Origin of the sequence: Streptomyces sp. NBC_01450 (assembly GCF_036227505.1) — a bacterium.
GTDB lineage: Bacteria > Actinomycetota > Actinomycetes > Streptomycetales > Streptomycetaceae > Streptomyces.
On record NZ_CP109480.1, the window covers coordinates 4,601,701 to 4,618,436 of the forward strand.

The 16,736-nt window shown below is 70.3% G+C and carries 15 protein-coding genes and 1 pseudogene; 5 read left to right on the forward strand and 11 right to left on the reverse strand.

The window, feature by feature from the left end:
* Positions 1-31 precede the first annotated feature (31 nt).
* Positions 32-475: pseudogene (locus OG568_RS20450) on the reverse strand (hypothetical protein); the annotation flags it as partial.
* A gap of 91 nt (positions 476-566) precedes the next feature.
* Between OG568_RS20450 and OG568_RS20455 the strand changes: the two are divergent.
* Positions 567-932: a MerR family transcriptional regulator gene (locus OG568_RS20455; protein WP_329532630.1), complete on the forward strand. Its 366-nt coding sequence runs from the start codon at positions 567-569 to the stop codon at positions 930-932.
* A 91-nt stretch (positions 933-1,023) separates the two neighbouring features.
* Here the strand turns inward: OG568_RS20455 and OG568_RS20460 are convergent, their stop codons facing one another.
* On the reverse strand, positions 1,024-2,832 hold the full coding sequence (locus OG568_RS20460; RefSeq protein ID WP_329532631.1) for a S8 family serine peptidase: 1,809 nt from the start codon (positions 2,830-2,832) through the stop codon (positions 1,024-1,026).
* A gap of 25 nt (positions 2,833-2,857) precedes the next feature.
* Here OG568_RS20460 and OG568_RS20465 point away from each other — a divergent pair, with 25 nt between their 5' ends.
* Positions 2,858-3,367 carry a hypothetical protein gene (locus OG568_RS20465; protein WP_329532632.1) on the forward strand — a complete coding sequence of 170 codons (510 nt, stop codon included), beginning with the start codon at positions 2,858-2,860 and terminating at the stop codon, positions 3,365-3,367.
* A gap of 164 nt (positions 3,368-3,531) precedes the next feature.
* Here the strand turns inward: OG568_RS20465 and OG568_RS20470 are convergent, their stop codons facing one another.
* The 8 genes from OG568_RS20470 to OG568_RS20505 all read right to left on the reverse strand — a co-directional run bounded on the left by OG568_RS20470 (position 3,532) and on the right by OG568_RS20505 (position 12,216).
* The gene (locus OG568_RS20470; RefSeq protein ID WP_329532633.1) at positions 3,532-4,926 is read right to left on the reverse strand and encodes a hypothetical protein; all 1,395 of its coding nucleotides are present in this window, start codon (positions 4,924-4,926) and stop codon (positions 3,532-3,534) included.
* Between the two features lie 175 nt (positions 4,927-5,101).
* A complete protein-coding gene (locus OG568_RS20475; RefSeq protein WP_329536395.1) occupies positions 5,102-5,647 on the reverse strand; it encodes a DUF3455 domain-containing protein in 546 nt (181 codons plus the stop codon).
* Between the two features lie 224 nt (positions 5,648-5,871).
* A complete protein-coding gene (locus tag OG568_RS20480; RefSeq protein ID WP_329532634.1) occupies positions 5,872-7,086 on the reverse strand; it encodes a cytochrome P450 in 1,215 nt (404 codons plus the stop codon).
* Between the two features lie 50 nt (positions 7,087-7,136).
* Positions 7,137-8,531, reverse strand: a complete 1,395-nt coding sequence (locus tag OG568_RS20485; RefSeq protein ID WP_329532635.1) for an NAD(P)/FAD-dependent oxidoreductase — start codon at positions 8,529-8,531, stop codon at positions 7,137-7,139.
* Positions 8,528-8,755 carry a ferredoxin gene (locus tag OG568_RS20490; RefSeq protein ID WP_329532636.1) on the reverse strand — a complete coding sequence of 76 codons (228 nt, stop codon included), beginning with the start codon at positions 8,753-8,755 and terminating at the stop codon, positions 8,528-8,530. Before OG568_RS20490 ends, OG568_RS20485 begins: the two co-directional genes overlap by 4 nt.
* Before the next feature lie 197 nt (positions 8,756-8,952).
* A complete protein-coding gene (locus OG568_RS20495) occupies positions 8,953-9,642 on the reverse strand; it encodes a GAP family protein (RefSeq protein ID WP_329532637.1) in 690 nt (229 codons plus the stop codon).
* A gap of 156 nt (positions 9,643-9,798) precedes the next feature.
* Positions 9,799-10,275, reverse strand: coding sequence for a hypothetical protein (locus tag OG568_RS20500; protein WP_329532638.1), 477 nt, complete (start codon positions 10,273-10,275; stop codon positions 9,799-9,801).
* A gap of 300 nt (positions 10,276-10,575) precedes the next feature.
* The gene (locus OG568_RS20505; RefSeq protein ID WP_329532639.1) at positions 10,576-12,216 is read right to left on the reverse strand and encodes a multicopper oxidase family protein; all 1,641 of its coding nucleotides are present in this window, start codon (positions 12,214-12,216) and stop codon (positions 10,576-10,578) included.
* A 147-nt stretch (positions 12,217-12,363) separates the two neighbouring features.
* Here OG568_RS20505 and OG568_RS20510 point away from each other — a divergent pair, with 147 nt between their 5' ends.
* From OG568_RS20510 to OG568_RS20520, 3 genes are read left to right on the forward strand one after another with little or no spacing between them, the layout of a single operon-like run.
* Positions 12,364-13,425, forward strand: coding sequence for an iron-siderophore ABC transporter substrate-binding protein (locus OG568_RS20510; protein WP_329532640.1), 1,062 nt, complete (start codon positions 12,364-12,366; stop codon positions 13,423-13,425).
* Positions 13,426-13,469: 44 nt separating this feature from the next.
* Complete coding sequence (locus OG568_RS20515; RefSeq protein WP_329536396.1) at positions 13,470-14,456, forward strand: FecCD family ABC transporter permease; 987 nt, start codon at positions 13,470-13,472, stop codon at positions 14,454-14,456.
* Positions 14,453-15,547 carry a FecCD family ABC transporter permease gene (locus OG568_RS20520; protein WP_443077706.1) on the forward strand — a complete coding sequence of 365 codons (1,095 nt, stop codon included), beginning with the start codon at positions 14,453-14,455 and terminating at the stop codon, positions 15,545-15,547. The genes OG568_RS20515 and OG568_RS20520 overlap by 4 nt, the downstream gene beginning before the upstream one ends.
* Positions 15,548-15,633: 86 nt before the next feature.
* On the opposite strand, the gene OG568_RS20525 is transcribed toward OG568_RS20520, so the two are convergent.
* Positions 15,634-16,677: an NAD(P)-dependent alcohol dehydrogenase gene (locus OG568_RS20525; protein ID WP_266436600.1), complete on the reverse strand. Its 1,044-nt coding sequence runs from the start codon at positions 16,675-16,677 to the stop codon at positions 15,634-15,636.
* Positions 16,678-16,736 lie beyond the last annotated feature (59 nt).

Here is a 16,736-nt window from a genome sequence, read left to right on the forward strand (position 1 = left end):
GGCCCTCCGCGTTGAGTGGATGTCCGACGGCCGGGCCGGCTTGGGTGTTCAGCAGGTTCGTGGTCCGGTTTCGCCACCACGGCACGAGTTGGACGAGGCCGAACATCACCTCGACGCCGAAGAACAGCCACAGCAGCCGCGTGGCACCGTGGGCCAGCGCGTACGACTGCCACGCCGCGAACAGCGTGCGCGCGATGCCGTCGAGCAGTCCGTGCACGGCCAGCGGCCGGACGATGCGCAGGACGGCCCAGACGACCACGACCGAGCCCATCAGATTCGCGTACAGGATCTGCACGGGGTCGAGTTCGGGCAGGGCGCCCAGCCCGAGTGCGTTGCCCGACGACGACAGCGCATCGTGCACCAGCCTGTACGTCCACGGCGTCGCGAAGCCCGCGGTGACGACGAGGTCGTACCAGGCGCTCGCGCGTACGACGCGAAGATAGGAGGGACGTTCGGGGGCGATGGTCCGGATCACGATGAGGCTCCGACGGGTCTCGGGACGGCGACGCCTCACGGTAAACAGTGGAGTACGGTCCAAGGTCAAGCCCACCAACCGACGGAGGGGCATGCGTATCGGAGAGCTGGCCGCGCAGGCGGGCATGAGCAGGGACACCATTCGCTTCTACGAGAGGGTCGGCCTCGTCTCGGGTCGGCGGCTGGCCAACGGTTATCGCGACTTCCCGCCCGAGGCGGTGTCCTGGCTGCACTACGTCCGCACCGCGCAGACGCTCGGGTTCTCGCTGGCGGAGATCGCGCGGCACGGCGAGGAGCTGCGGGAGGCGCCGGACTCCGCGGCGGCACTGTCCGTGCTGTTCGAGCAGAAGATCCAGGTCATCGACGCCCGCATGGCCGAACTCGCCACCCTGCGGGCCGAACTCGCCACGCGTGTCGACACCGGGTGCCCGTTGCGGGCGGCCGGCCGGCCGAGCTGACCAAGAGGCGGGGGCGTCGCGGGCAAGTGGAACGGCGCCCGTCCTCTTGAGGCGGGCGCCGTTGTGTGTGCTGGTCGTTGTGGGCGTGGGCCTAGCCGACCATGGACGAGGCGTACGGGGACAAGGCCGGGGCGAGTTGGACTCCGAGGGCCAGGCCGAGGGCGACGAGCGCGTCGGGGAGGCCGCGTCCGACGCGGGCCGCCTCCAGCGTGCCGGGGGCGGCCAGCGGGCGGCAGCTGCCGGCGATGATGTCGAACAGGCGCTGCACCCGGCCGGGTCCGCGGGGCAGCAGTTGGCCGTGGAAGTCCTCGTGGTGGGCGAGGACGAGGGCGGCGAGACCGGCGACGTGAGCCGACGCCGTACCGGTGCCGTCGAGAGCCGTGTATCCGCCGAGCGGCGAGCACGACAGGACTGCCACGCCGGGGGCAGCCGCGTCGACGCCGGGGCCGTAGCAGCTGAACGGCGCGGCGAACAGCCCTTCCGGTGTCAGCTGCGGGCCCGAATGGGTGGCTTGGGAGGTGTCCGGCGGGTAGGACCCGAAGACTCCCAGGGCGCCCACGGTGAACACGGTGGGCAGCGAGCCCGGGAAGGCGACCGGTCCGGCCGTGTCGCCCGCCGGGGCGACACAGGCGATACCCGCCGCGTTGGCATCGGCGAGTTTGCGTGAGACCAGGGCCGACGAGTACGGGGTCGCCACCGCGATATGGGCGATGTCGACCTCGTGTTCGATGCAGTAGTCCAGAGCGGCGATCATGTCGCTGAAGCAGCCGTCGGGCACGACCTGACAGACATCGATCTCCGCGTCGACCGCGATGCCGATGACACCCATGCCGGTGTCCGCCCCGGCGATGACGCCCGCCGCGTGCGTACCGGTGCCCACCGGGTCGTGGGCCCAGCCCTCTTCCGTGCCGCGTACGAGATCGGCCCCGGAGCGCACGCGTTGTTTGAGATCGGGGTGTTCGGCGGCGACACCCGAACCGATGACCGCGATCTTGACCCCGAAGGCACGGAACGTGGGAGGCAGTCGGTCCAGCCGCATGGCCTGCTGGCCCCAGCCGTACTGCTGTCTCTCTTCCAGCCCTGGGTAGACCTTGGCCAGCGGGGTCAGGGTGACCAGGTTCTCCCGGGTCACCGACAGGTCCGGGCGATGGATCCAGCGGTCCGCGTATCCGCCCGCGGGCCGGACATACAGGGACTGAATGGACTGGGGGGTCTCCGTGGCCAGCATGACGGTGACCGTCCCGTCGGCCCCGGTGAGGCCCTGGCCCGGCCATGACGCCCCGATCAGGAACACCCCCGCGCCGGCCAGCGGTTCACCGTCCGGACCGCTGACACGCAGCGAGATCGCCACCGGTTCTTCCAGCGCCGCGACCAGCCCTGGATCACGCAGCGGCAGGATCCCCGCGGTCGGCACGGCGGCGGGTCCGATTCCGGACAGCGGCAGGTCCGGCTCGATGTGCACGTGCAGCGACCGCATCGCCGGCACTTGGGCCTCGGCCGCCTCGATGACCGCGATCTCCGGACAGGAGGGAGGCAGTCCGCCCGATTGGGCCTTCTCCGACGGCCGGAGTCTGCGGATCACCTTGACCTCGGGCATCCGGTCCAGTTGGTCACACACCGCGTCCATGCTGAGTTCGGGCACTCCCGGCGGGAGCAGATGCTGCGGCAGCGGTGTCACCATGTACCGCTCCCGGCGCGGCTTAACCGGGAGCGGTGACTGCGCGCCCTTCTTGCTCGGCCCCGTTCGCCCAGCCTCGGATCCGGGCCCGCCCACGCCCGCACCCTCGGCCCCGCTCTCGCTGCTGTTTCCGGGCCTTTCCTTGACCATCACGTCCACCTTCACCACGTCTACGTCGTCGTTGTGCTCCTGATCCGGCGGCGGGGCGGCTCGCGCGTCCACGATCTCGCGTTTCCACGGTGATGCGGTGTGCCCGGAGACTGCTCCGGGCACACCGCATCACGCCGCCCTATGGTCAGCCGATACCGTACGGCTGGCTCATCTGACCCATCTGGCCGAAGCCGAAGCCAGGCTGCTGGTACTGCTGGAACGGCTGGCCGAACGACTGCTGGCCGAACCCACCACCCCACTGCTGGCCCTGCTGGCCCTGCTGGCCCTGCTGGCTCTGGTGACCCTGCTGGCTCTGCTGGAGCAGCGCCACGATCGCGGTCGGCAGCGCCTGCTGAACGGACTGTTCCACAGCCTGCTGAATGCCCGTGTGCAGCGAGCGGTGCAGCGCGAGAGCCAGGTACGGGTGTGCCTGCTGGGCCAGGCCCTGCTGCTGGAGCTGCTGCTGGATCTGCTGGATCTGCTGGAACGTCTGCTGCAGTCGCTGCGCGACCTGCTGGCTCGTCTGCTGACACGCCTGCTGGATCGCCTGCTGGACCACCTGGGCGATCTGCTGCGAGCCGCCCATCTGCTGGCCGAACTGCTGTAGGGGTTGAGTACCGGTCATCACCGACATGAATGCTCCATTCGATGGCACCACGGGGGAAGCCGACATAAAGATTTTATGCCGCCTTATCGGACTATCCGACGACCTGAAGCTAAGGCGAGCGTGCCTCCACCGCAATCCGACGACCGCCCTCGGGGAGGCATCCGTCAACGTGGGATGCCCGCATCGTCGAGGTGTCGGTGCATGACTTCCGTGGGAAGGCTCGGGTTGCTGAGGGCATGGGAGGAGGTCTCCGGGTTCCCGCAGCTTCGGAGGATGAGGTCGACGGGCAGCGCGGGGTGCGCGGCCGCCATGGCTCGGACACGATCGTCGGGGTCGGCAAGCAACCGGACCACGGCGTCGACGGGCGCCTGGGCGTCGAGCCCCACCAGCCACCGTTTCTCTGGATCCGGGTCGTCGGCGAAGCGTCGTCCGCTGCCCGCGGCCGGGAAGTTCGGATGGCGCAGCAGATCACCCTTGGTGATGACCTCGCAGTCCAGATACGTCTGCAGCACCACCTCGCCGTCGACGGTCGGTTGGTTCTCGCACAGCAGGAGCCGTACGGGGTAGTCGTCGTCCTTCGCGAGCAGGTCGACGGCGTCGGAAGGCAGGTGCCGGCTGTACGCGGCGCTGCGTCGTAGCAGGGTGTTGGCCGACTTGGCGCATTGGCGCAAGACGTCGGGATCGGCGCAGAGTCGAACCCATTCGACGGGGTAGAGCCGGTCGGACGGGCCGATGGTGACGCGAATGGCGGTACGTTCGGTCTCCGTCAGCTCGGGTCGTACCGATACCGCCAGCCGGACACTGTGCGCGTCGTCGTTCGCCAGCGTCCGGACGATGCCGATGGGAACGTTGAGGTTGGCCGCCAGTTCCCGCCGGTCCTCCTCTTCGGTGCTTGCCGCGAGCCGTTCGGCGGTCGCCGTGCTCATGGCGCCGTACCGGATCACGTCCTGCCTGGCGAAGCGACCGATTCCCGCGTCGAGAAGGAGGTCCGTGCAGTCCGCGTCATCGCGGCAGGCCTCCATCATGGCCGCCTGACGTACTTCGTCATCGGCGTCGCGCAGCAGGCGATTTCGGGTGTCCTCGGAAAGTGAACTCCACTGGCGGCAGGCTGCCTGCCGAAGGTCCGCGTCCTGATGGTCGGCGAGCCCCGCGACCAGGCTCGGAGCCGCGTGGCGGCAGAAGGCCGCGCTCCGGCGGACCAGTGGTTGCGGATCGGCGAGCAGGCGCCGCTGAGTGGACAGGGGCAGTGGCCGCGCGGGGATGCGGAACCATTCGGGTCCGATGGCCAGGAAACGGCGGACACCCGGATCGGGATCGGCTACGAGCCGGGCGCGTTGTTCCGGCGTCGCCGCGGGGTTCCCGACGAACACCGTCCGCAGCCTGTGGTCGGGATGCCTGACGATGGCGTCGACCACCTCGTCCGGCAGAGCGCGCCAGGCGATCGTGTCCCAGGCCGCGATGGCTTCCTCGCACAGCAGCCTGGTCAGTACCTCGGCCGGCGCCGCGGGATTTCGCGCGAGCGCGGCAAGGGTCTCCCAGTGGCTGCGGTCTCCGTACATGATGCCCCTCCCAGTCCGCCAACGAGCCTCGCGGGCCTGCGGATTGTGGGCATGTCGCGCGTACGAGGTCAACGTCGGCGATCACGCTTGCGAGGCGGTCCTGGCGGACGGGGAGGGGCGCGGCGGGGGTTCCTTGAGATCGCCCCAAGGGCCCCTGCCATCGCTCGTTACCGCATCACTTGGCGGGCTTGTAGAAGGCGTAGGTGGCGGAGTAGGGGACGCTGACCTGGTCGGTTCCGGTGCAGACGGTGGTGGGGGCGACGCCGCCGTGGGTGTTGAGGCGCTGGATGTAGGAGACGTCGGCGAAGACCCCGGTGCCGCGCGTGGCGGTGGACTTCAGGAGGAGCTCGGGGATGGTGCCGGTCTTGGGGGAGTTGGCGACGGCGGCCCCGTTGACGGCGCTGCCGTCCACCGTGGACACCCAGACGGGGCCGCGGGAGTGGAGGGCGACGGGGCGGTGGGAGCGGTCGTTCTCGGCCCAGAGGGTGGCGGCGGGCTCCAGGAGCGTCCAGGCGCCGTTGGCGCAGGTGTAGGTCTGGACGCCCGCGGCGGAGAAGACGCCGGTGAGCCGGTTGCCGTCGGGGACCTTCAGCGCGGCGGGAGCGTCGACGCGGGCGGGCTGCGAGGCGGCGGCCTGGCCGGCCGTCGCGCCGAAGAGGGTGGCGGCGGTCACGGCGGCGAGCGCCGTGGCGGTCAGGACGGGACGCTTGGCGAGCTTCATCGGGTGTGTCTCCAGAACGTTCGGCAGCCGGGGCGTCCTTGTCGAGATCACCCACGCCCCATGGGTAGGGAGTATCACCGGATGAGTTTCGGCTTGGCGAGGGACTATGGGGCACGCCCACGGTCATGCCGCCGCGGACTCGGGGACGTCCGCCGTGCCCTGGGAGCGGCCCCTGAACGTGGGGGGACTCTGAGGCTTCGTCAGCGCGTGGTGTCGGTTCAACGTCAGTTCTGGTCGACGAGCAGGTGGATGGGGCCTCGTAGGACGGGGCTGGGCCGGTACGGGGGTGGGTCGGTGACCAGGCTGAGGCCGTCCAGGCGGCGTACCAGTTCGGTCAGGGCGATCTGGGTTTCCAGCCGGGCCATGGGGCCGCCGAAGCACAGATGGATGCCGCTGCCGAAGCCGAGGTGCTGGTTGTCCTGACGATCGGGGTCGAAGCGGTCGGGATCGTGGAAGCGGTCCGGATCGCGGCTGCCCGAGGCGAGCATGAGCATGATCTGCGAGCCCTTGGGGATGACGGTGTCGCCGACGGCGATGTCGCTGTACGCCGCCCGCCACGGAATGATGTGCACGGGGGGCTCGTAGCGCAGCAGTTCCTCGACCAGCCGTACGACCAGGTCCGGTTCGGCGCGCAGGCGTTGCAGCACCTCGGGGTGGCGCAGCAGCGTCAGCATGCCGTTGGTGATGAGGTTGACGGTGGTCTCGTGACCGGCGATGAGCAGCAGGTTGGCGGTGCTGACGATTTCGGCGTCGGTCATCCGCCCTTCGGGCCCGTCGTCGTTGGCCAGCCGGGTCAGGAGGTCGTCGCCCGGCCGGCCGTGGCGTTGTTCCAGCAGCCCGCCGAGGTACTGGCGCAGGTCTTTGGTGGCCTGCACGCCGTTGTCCAGTTTCTCCTGCGGGTCGGTCTTGGGGTTGTAGTCGATCGATTCGATGATGGCGTTCACCCACACGTGGAACCGTGGTTCGTCCTCGCGCGGCACGCCGAGCAGGTGGCAGATCACGGTGACGGGGAACGGGTAGGCGAAGTCGTCGACGATGTCGATCCGCTGCTTGCCCTCGAAGTCGTCGATCAGGCCGCTGACGATGGCCCTCAGGTCGGGTTCCATGCCGCTGACCAGCCCCGGGGTGTGCGGGGGGCCGAAGTGACGCATCGCCAGGCGCCGCAGACGGTCGTGCTCGGGCGGGTCGACGTTGATGAACGACGGCGTGGTACGTGCCTCCGCCGCGGCCATCGGATGCGCCAGGTTGCGGACGTCGGAGCTCAGGTGGGGGTTGTGCAGGATGTCGGCGAGCTCGCGGTAGGTGCTGATGACATAGCTGCCGTCCTCCTGCAGGGCCACCGGCGTCCTGCGCAGCTCGGCGTAGAGCGGGTACGGGTCGGCCCGGGCGGAGTAGTCGAGGATCCGAGGCAGGATGTCGGGCGTCTGGATCGTGGTCATGTCGCTTTCCCTCCTGTTCCCTCCCACCGGTGGTGCTGCCGCATGGCGGCCTACCGGTGGTGCTGCCGCAAGGCGGTGACGCGCCGCTCTCCCGGGTCATGGCCGGTGACGACCACCGTGGCGCCCTGCGCGAGCAGAGTGGGGCCGGGGAAGTCGACGGGCACCGGTTTCGCGTCGAGGGGCTGGTCGGGCGTGGGGCAGGGAGGCGGGAAGGGCGCCGCCGTCTCGATCAGCCGCCGGTAGTGGTCCAGCCACTTCGCGTTGTTGAAGCTGACGGCGGCGGTGACGCGGCCCTGGTACCCGTACGCGGCGACGAAGCGGTGGTCGGCCACGGATCCCTGGGTGACGACGACCTCGTCGGCGTAGGTCGGTACACCGACGGACTTGATGTTGACGCCGAACTGGATCGACCAGAACGTCGGGATGGACAGGTGCGGCCAGCGGTCCGCCTGGGCGCTGAGCATGTTGTGCGCCGCGATCTCGGCCTGCTCCACGGCGTTGGCCCAGTGCTCCAGCGAGATGAACCGGTACTCGTAGATCGGGTTCGGGCTGCGTGCCACGTCTCCGGCGACGAAGATGTCGTCGGTGACCAGGCCGTTGAGGTCGAAGGCGCGGCAGCCCGCGTCGCAGGCGACTCCCCATACGCCGACCGCCAGTCCCGAGTCGCGCAGCCACTCGGTGTTGCGGATGCCACCGAGCGCCACCACCACCACGTCGGCGTCGACGGAACTGCCGTCGGAGAAGTGGGCGCGGCGAACCCGCCCCTGCGCGTCGCCCTCCAGCTGAGTGACCTTGACACCGCAGCGCAGGTCGACGCCGTGGGAGCGCTGCATGTCCGCCGCGATCTCGCCGATCATGGCGCCGAGTCCCCCGACCAGTGGGTACGGCGCGAGTTCGGCGACGGTCACCGGGATGTCGCGCTCGCGGCAGATGGAGGCGATCTCGGAGCCGGTGAAGCCCGCGCCGATGATCAGTACGCGGGAGGGCCCGGCGGCGACCGCCCGCTGCAGACCGGCGGCGTCCTCACGCGTGCGGACCACGAAGACGCCGTCCAGGGCCGCCTCGGCCTCGACGGGCCAGGGCCGGGCCCGTACCCCGGTGGCGATCAGCATGCGGTCGAAGGAAATCGTCCGGCCGTCTGCGAGCCGCACATGGTTGTTCACCAGGTCCAGTCCGTCGGCAGGGACGCCCAGGAGCCACTCCGCGTCGATGTCACGGCGCCGTGGCAGTGTGGTGCCGTCGGCCGGCACCCATCCGGTCAGTACCTGCTTGGACAGCGGGGGGCGGTCGTAGGGCTCCCCCAACTCGTCACCGATCATGGTCAGCGTCCCGGTGAACCCCTCGGCGCGCAGGGCCTCCGCGGCGCGCAGTCCCGCCAGTGACGCCCCTACGATCACGACGCGGCCGTCACGCTTGAACCCCTGCAGGGTGTCGGCGGTGCTCATGACGTCGACGCCCCTACCGGCGTCTCCCGGCCCTCCAGCTGGTCGACCAGAATGGCCTGGAGCGGGCAGGCCGCCGCGGCGCGCAGCACCTGTTCGCGCTGGGTGTCGTCGGGGTTGGAGTCATACATCAGCGCTTCCTCGCCGTGCATCCGGAACGCGTCCGGAGCCAGGAACGCGCACTGCGCGTACCCCTGACACCGGGAAAGATCAACGACAACTCTCATCCCGACCTCCATTTCAGGGATCGCGAAACCGCGGACCCTGAGGCAGCACGCTCGTCAAAGAGGTCCGCAGGAAGAATCGATCATCGCGAATGAGGCCTCGGCGTCTGCAAAACCGCCCGGAGAACCTGACCTTGCCGTCAAAAGCGTATCCCCCGGGCACGTCGTCCGCACCCGGGAAAAGGCCCGTGCGGGGGCCGTCAGGGGGTGAGGATGGAGATGCCGTCGCCGAGCAGTTTCAGCCCCATGACGAAGAACAGGACCCCCATCACGGCGACGTTGTGCCGCGCGGCCCAGTCCCTCCAGCCGCCGAGCGTGGTCTTCGCCCGGTCTCCCCCGATCAAGAAGACCCCCAGCGGGGCGAGCAGTCCGAGTGTCCCGATCACTACGAAGATCGCCAACGACGCGATCTGCTCCTCGACGGGAAGTCCGGACGAAGCGATCGAGGCGCCCGCGGCGATGGTCAGCGGGGCGTTCTTGGCGTTGAGGGCGGCCAGTGCCACCCCGAGTCCGAAGATCTTCAACGGCGTCAGTCGGTCGATCGAGGCCATCCATTTCGGCAGCTGCGCGTCCGATTCGCCTTTCGGGCGCCGGCGCCACTGCCGAAGGCCGAAGAAGACGAGCAGCGCTCCCAGGACAAGCTTGAGGACGCCCACCCAGGTGGCCGGCTGGCTGCCGGTGGTGGAGGAGGAAGAGGAACCCCCTGGTCCGACGATCGCCAGCACCGCCGCGCCCAGGACGGAGAGCCCGAGAATCCAGCCGACGGTGAAGAGGATTCCGTTGAGCCGTCCCCGAGGTGTGGCGAGTACGAGGATCATCGCGATGATCGGGAGCGGGCTGACGGCGACGGCGGCCGCGAGACCCAGGACATCACCGAGAACTTGCCCCATGGCGGCCTCCGGTAGGGGAAGGGGATCGGAGCGATCGGACCGGGCGCGGCTCGGCAGGGTGGGCAGGAGTCGCCCCGGCAGCGGCACACCTCCACAGTCATCGTCGACCGCACATCGCCCGGCCGCACGATGTGGGCGCCCAAAGGGGCCCCGGTCTCAGAACGCCTCGGTCATCCCCGCCACCCCGCCGATGAGCGCGCTGAGCAGCATCAACGCGCCCAGCGCGCCGAGCAGTACCAGGAGGCCGCGCGGTGCTCGACGCCCGCCGCCCTTGCCGTAGACGACCAGGATTCCCAGGAGCAGCACCATCAGGCCGAGCAAGGAGATCGCCAGCCACCCGAACGAGGACGCGGGGCCCGTCCGCTCGTAGGAACCGGAGGCCACCCGCTGCAACGCGACGATGCCGCCGACGGGCAGCCGTTTGCCGATCGAGGCGTCCGGGTCCACGACGGTGCCGTCGGAGGAGCGGAAGACTCCGCTGCAGTGCGGGTACCGATGGCCCCCGACGTGTTCCCAGACGCAGGATTCGACCCGGAGATGGCCCGAGGTGCCCGCCAGGCCCGTGGCATAGGCGAGGTGCGTTCCCGCGAACCAGGTCAGGCCGATTCCCGCGGCCACCAGAACGACGACCATGACCGCCGGACGGCCTGCCCGAGTTCTTTCCCTGAGCCGACCCCAGCCGTTCATCCGTTCCCCCCGAGCCAGTCCGACCGGGGCGCCGGTCCGGGCCCGGCGCCACTTCGTTCATGGTGCGTCAAGCCCGGCCCTGCCACACGCGAACAACAAGGACCCGACCGCCCCTGCCGCCGCGAACCGCTGCTGGGGCGGCCACGCCGGCGACCAGGAGTTCCTGGCCGCCTGGCCGGCCCACCCCGACTTTCGCGTGATCAGGTGACAGCGCGCCGATGTTCCGTGTTCACCGCGCGCGGTCACTCACTTCCGGTAGCCGAGGATCGTCATCATGCCGGACTCCGAGTGGTACTGGTTGTGGCAATGGAGCATCCACAGGCCCGGGTTGTCGGCGTAGAAGTCGACGACGAGTTTGTGGTGCGGCACTACGTGGGCGGTGTCCTTGCGGGCTCCTTGCGCGCCGAAGCCGACGATGGCGAAGGTGTGGCCGTGCAGGTGCATGGGATGCCACATGTCGGTGGCGTTCATGAGGGTCAGGCGGATCTTCTCGCCCTGGCGGATCGGGTGGCGTTGCTTGATGTCGTACGGCTGGTGGTCGAAGGCCCAGTCGAACTTCTTCATCCCGCCGGTCAGTCTGATGCGCAGCTCGCGGTCCGGTTCGTCGTCGGTGAGGGCCACGGAGTCGTCCGGCACGAGGCGTCTGGCCGGGACGAGCTTGCCGTCGAGTTCGTCCGGGTGCACGGAAGGGCTGGGAAGGTCCCCACCGCTGGTGCGCAGGACGGCCAGGGCTCTGGCGCCCTTGCCTTCGGCGAGCGCGACCAGCGGGAACACTCCGTCCTTGGCGGTGATCAGCACGTCGTAACGTTCGGCCATGCCGAGCAGCAGCGTGTCCGTGGTCGCGTGCTCGACGGGGTAGCCGTCCGTGTGCGTGATCGTCATCTCGTGCCCGCCCAGCGCCACTCGGAAGGCCGTTTCGGCGCCGGCGTTGATGATCCGCAGTCGGATGCGGTCGCCCTTGCGGGCCCGGAAGACCGAAGGAGCGTGCGCGAGACGGCCGTTGACGAGGTAGAACGGGTAGTCGACGCTGCCTCCCTCGCTGTGCAGGATGCGGCTGTAGGACTTGTGCAGGACGCGGGAGGGGCCGTGGGGCTTCTCATGGCCGGATCCGTGGTCGGAGTTGCCGTCGTGTTCGTCACTCTCGCCCATGTCCATGTTCGCCCGCATGCCCTTGCCGTCGACCAGCTGGGCGAGCACGCCGTCCGGGTTCGAGCCGCTCACGCCGTCCACCCAGTCGTCCAGGACGACGACCCACTCCCTGTCGTAGGACAACGGCTCCCTGGGGTCCTCGACGATCAGCGGGGCGTACAGGCCGCGGTCCAGCTGCAGTCCCGAGTGCGAGTGCAGCCAGTACGTGCCCGGGTGCGTCACGGCGAAGCGGTAGGTGAAGTCGTCGCCGGGCTTGACGGAGCGCTGGGTCAGGCCCGGTACCCCGTCCATGTCGCAACGCATGCGGATACCGTGCGAGTGCAGCGTCGTGGGCACGGGCAGATGGTTGAAGAGCTTCATACCGAGGGTGTCGCCCGCCGTGACCCGCACCTCCTTACCGGGCAGCTCGTCGCCGTACGCCCATGATCTGACGGTGCGTCCCCCCAGGTCGAGGTGGGTCTCGACGGCGTGGAGCGTGAACGATCGGAGGGGGCCGCCATCGCGTCTCCTCTCGACGGCGAGGACCTCCGGATCGGACGGGTTCACGTATCCCTTGGGTCCCTTGGGGACGAAGGGCCCGCCGTCGTGACCGCCGACTTCGCTCCCATGGTGCTCGCCGGGCCCGGGGTGCGAGCCGGATCCGGAGGGAGAGTCGGACCCGGAGCAGCCGGCCAGGAGTCCCGAGCCGGCGGCCGCGATCGAGGCACCGAGCACGGTGCGCCGCGTAGGTGTGTGCATGAATGAATAACACACGTTTCAGGCTGATATGTCCTAGAACCCGGCACGGCGTGTCCTCCATTGGGGCAGGTCCCCACTCCCCCGCGACACTCCTCCGCACCACAGGGTCTAAGGTTAGGCTTGCCTTAGTCATTGATCGGAGTACCTGTGCGCACCTTGGGGTCGAAGGCCGTCCTGGCCGTTGCCATCGTCGGCGGTCTGCTGGCCGGATGTTCGTCCGGGAACGGGGACGGTGAAGACGGCTCCGCACAGAGCAAGGGCACCGCCGGCGGCGACCGCAATCTCGTGAGCGGAGCCTCGCAGGGCCCCTCCGTCGCCCCGAGCGCCGTCGCCGCCGGGATGGGCGCGGGCAGCGCCAAGGACGGTGAATTCCCGCGGACCGTCGGGCACTTCGAGGGCAAGTCGGAGATCAAGAGCGCGCCCGAGAAGATCGCCGCGCTCAGCACCGGCCAGCTGGACGACCTGTTGACCCTGGGCATCGTGCCCACCGTGACGACCCGCGCGGACAACGCCGGGCTGGTGCCGGGCTATCTGAACGACGCCTTCCCCGCGTACAAGAAGCAGTTGTCGGCCATGACCGACGCGGGCACCCGTACCGCGCCCAACCTGGAGACGCTCGCCGCCGCCAAGCCCGATCTGATCCTGATCAACGACTCGCTCGGCGACCTCTACCCGAAGCTGTCGAAGATCGCCCCCACCGTCGTCACGGCCGGCAACGGCATCAACTGGAAGCGGGACCTGCTCCTCGTCGGTGACGCGGTCGGCAAGGGCGACAAGGCGCAGGAGCTCCTCGACGGCATCGTGAGCGACGCCGCCACCCGGGGGAAGCGGCTCGGCGATCCCGCCGTGTCCATGGTGCGGTTCACACCGGACCGGACGCGGATGTTCGGGGTGTCGTCGTTCACCGGCTCCATCGCCGTCGACATGGGGCTCTCCCGGCCCAAGTCGCAGCAGTTCAAGGCGATTTCGCAGGACATCGGGGCGGAGAGCATCGATACCGCGGACGGGGACTGGATCTTCTACTCCGTACAGGGCGACGCCGCCAAGACCGACGCGGGCAGCGTGCTCGCCGGGCCCCTGTGGAAGTCGATGAAGGCGGTCAAGGCCGGGCACGCCGTGAAGGTCGACGACGACCCCTGGTACCTCAACGCCGGCCCCACCGCCGCCCGGCTCGTCGTACGACAGCTCGCGGACACCCTCGGCAAGTGACCGGACGTACGTCTGCCGCCCGCCGCGCGTCCGCCCCGGCAGGCGTGCGGCGGGCTGGCTGGCTGGTCGTGGCCCTCCTCCTCGCCGTCACCGCCGCCGCCCTCAGCCTCGCCGTCGGCACCCGCCCCGTCCCGCTGTCCGCCGTCCTCGACGCGCTGGTGCACGGTGGGAGTTCACCGGACGCGCTGGTCGTACGGTCGCTGCGGGTACCGCGGACCACGATCGGACTGACCGCGGGTGCCGCCCTCGGACTCTCCGGGGCGGCACTCCAGGCGGTCACCCGCAATCCGCTCGCCGACCCCGGCATCCTGGGGCTGAGTCAGGGAGCGGCGGCCGGTGTCGTGTTCGCGATCGCGCTCGGCTGGGCGAACGGCTTCGGCGGGTACGTCTGGTACGCCTTCACCGGCGCGGTCGTCGCCGCCTGCGTCGTGTACGCCATCGCCTCGCGCGGACGCGGCGGCGCCTCCCCGGTGAAACTGGCGCTCGCCGGAACCGCCCTGTCGGCGATGACGGCGGGAGCCACGACCGTCGTCCTCACCTCCAGTTCGGCCACGCTGGACCAGTTCCGGTTCTGGCAGGTGGGCGCGCTCAGCGGACGCGACGCGGGAACGGTGGGGCGCATGCTGCCCTTCCTCGCCGCGGGCGCGCTGCTCGTACTGGCCTGCGCCCGCGGCCTGGACGCGCTCGCGCTCGGCGACGACACCGCGCGGGCACTCGGCCACCGGGTCGCGCTCGTACGAGGCTGTGCGGCGCTCGGCGCGACCCTGCTGACCGCGGCCGCGGTCGCCGCCGCGGGCCCCATCGCCTTCGTCGGCCTGGCCGTCCCCCACCTCGCCCGCCGGCTCGTGGGCGGCGGCCACCGCTGGACCCTCCCCCTCTCCGCGCTCCTCGGCGCCGGCCTGCTGCTCGCCGCGGACGTGGCGGGCCGGGTGGTGCGCGCCCCGGCGGAGGTACCGGCCGGGGTGATGACCGCGCTGGTCGGCGTGCCGGTCCTGGTCGTACTCGTACGGCGGAAGGGCGTGGCCTCGTGACCAGGGCCCCCACAGCACGCCCGACGCCCACCGGGCCCAGAGCCCCTCACACCACGTACCCGCACGCGGCCGGACTCGCCGTCCTGCGCCACCGGCGCCTCTCCCTCCTCCTGCACCGGCGCGCCGCGGCCGTCGTCACCGTCCTCCTCCTGCTCCTCGCGGGCGTGATGCTGCTCGCGGCGTGCGTGGGACAGACGTATGTCCCACCGGGCGAGGTCTGGCGGGTGCTGCGCGGCCACGGCGGCCCGTACGACCTGGTCGTCGGCGAGCTGCGGGTCCCGCGGATCGTGCTCGGCGCGCTGGTCGGGACCGCGCTCGGGCTCTCCGGGGCGCTCGTACAGACCGTGACACGCAACCCGCTGGCCAGTCCGGACGTCATCGGCGTCGGGCACGGCGCCGCCGCCGCGACCGTACTGGCGCTGGCCACCGGAACCGTCGCCTCCCCCGGCGCGCTCCCGGCCGTCGCCGTCACCGGCGGTCTCGCGGCCGCCGCGCTGGTGTACGTACTGGCCTGGCGGCACGGAATGCAGCCGAGCCGGTTCGTACTGACGGGGGTCGGCATCGGCGTGGCGCTGTCGGCGGTCGTCCAGCTCTACCTGACCGACAGCGAACTGGCCGCCGCCGAACAGGTCAAGCTGTGGCTGACGGGCAGTCTGAACGGGCGCGGCTGGGAGCAGGCCGGCCCCCTCGCCTGGGTCCTCCTCCTCTCGCTGCCCGCCCTCGTGTGGGCGAGCCGCGCGCTGCGCCCGCTCGGCCTGGACGCCGACACGGCCGCCGCGCTCGGCGTCCGCGTCCAGCGCACCCGGCTGGGCCTGACCGTCCTCGGGGTGGTGCTCGCCGCGGTCGCGACCGGCGCGGCGGGTCCGGTCGGCTTCGTCGCCCTCACCGGCCCCCAACTGGCCCGCCGCCTCACGCGCACCCCACAGCTCCCCCTCGCCGCCTCCGCCTTGACGGGCGCGCTGATCGTGGTCGGCGCCGACCTGGTGGCCCGCACGCTGATGCCGCCGCTCGAGATTCCCGTCGGGGCGCTCACGTCCTTGGTGGGCGGCCCGTATCTGCTCTGGCTGCTGGGCAGGTCCGGCCGCCGCTGACGGACTCGCCGTACGTACGGTGGAAACGCCGAGGGCGCCGATCGGTCGTACGACCGATCGGCGCCCCACTGAGACGTGACCCGCGACTAGATGGTGGCGGTGTCGATCACGAAGCGGTAGCGGACGTCGCTCGCCAGCACCCGCTCGTACGCGTCGTTGATCTCGGACGCGCTGATCAGCTCGATCTCGGCGCCGAAGCCGTGCTCGGCGCAGAAGTCCAGCATCTCCTGGGTCTCCTGGATGCCGCCGATACCGGAACCGGCGAGGGTCTTGCGGCCGCCGATCACCGAGAAGAGGTTGAGCTTGACGGGCTCCTCCGGGGCACCCACGTTCACGAAGGCGCCGTCCGTCTTGAGCAGGGACAGGTAGGCGTCGAGGTTCAGCGGGGCGGACACGGTCGACAGGATCAGGTCGAAGGTGCCGCGCAGCTTCTCGAAGGTCTTCGGGTCGCTGGTGGCGTAGTAGTGGTCGGCGCCCAGCTTCAGCCCGTCGTCCTTCTTGCGCAGCGACTGCGACAGGACGGTCACCTCGGCACCGAGCGCGTCCGCGATCTTGACGCCCATGTGGCCGAGGCCGCCCATGCCGAGGATCGCGACCTTCTTGCCGGGGCCGGCGTTCCAGTGCTTGAGCGGGGAGTACGTGGTGATGCCGGCGCAGAGCAGCGGCGCGGCCACGTCGAGGGAGATGCCGTCGGGGATGCGGACGGTGTAGTTCTCGTCGACGACGATCTTCTCGGAGTAGCCTCCGTAGGTGGGCTCGCCGTTCTTGTCGAGGGCGTTGTACGTGCCGACGCCGCCGCTGCCGGTGCAGTACTGCTCCAGGCCCGCCTTGCAGTTCTCGCACTCGCGGCAGGAGTCGACCAGACAGCCGACGCCCACGCGGTCGCCGACCTTGAACTTGGTGACGCCGGAGCCGACCTCGGCGACGATGCCGGCGATCTCGTGACCGGGCACCATCGGGAAGATCGCCTCGCCCCAGCCCTCACGGGCCTGGTGGATGTCCGAGTGGCAGATACCGGCGAACTTGATGTCGATCAGGACGTCGAACTCGCCGACCGGCCGGCGCTCGATGGTGGTGCGCTCCAGCGGAGCCTTGGCGGCGGGAGCGGCGTACGCAGCAACAGTGGTCATGCCGGGGGTTCTCCTAAGGAGTGGTCGTGCGCCCGGCTGCCTTCCGCCGGGCACGCTCT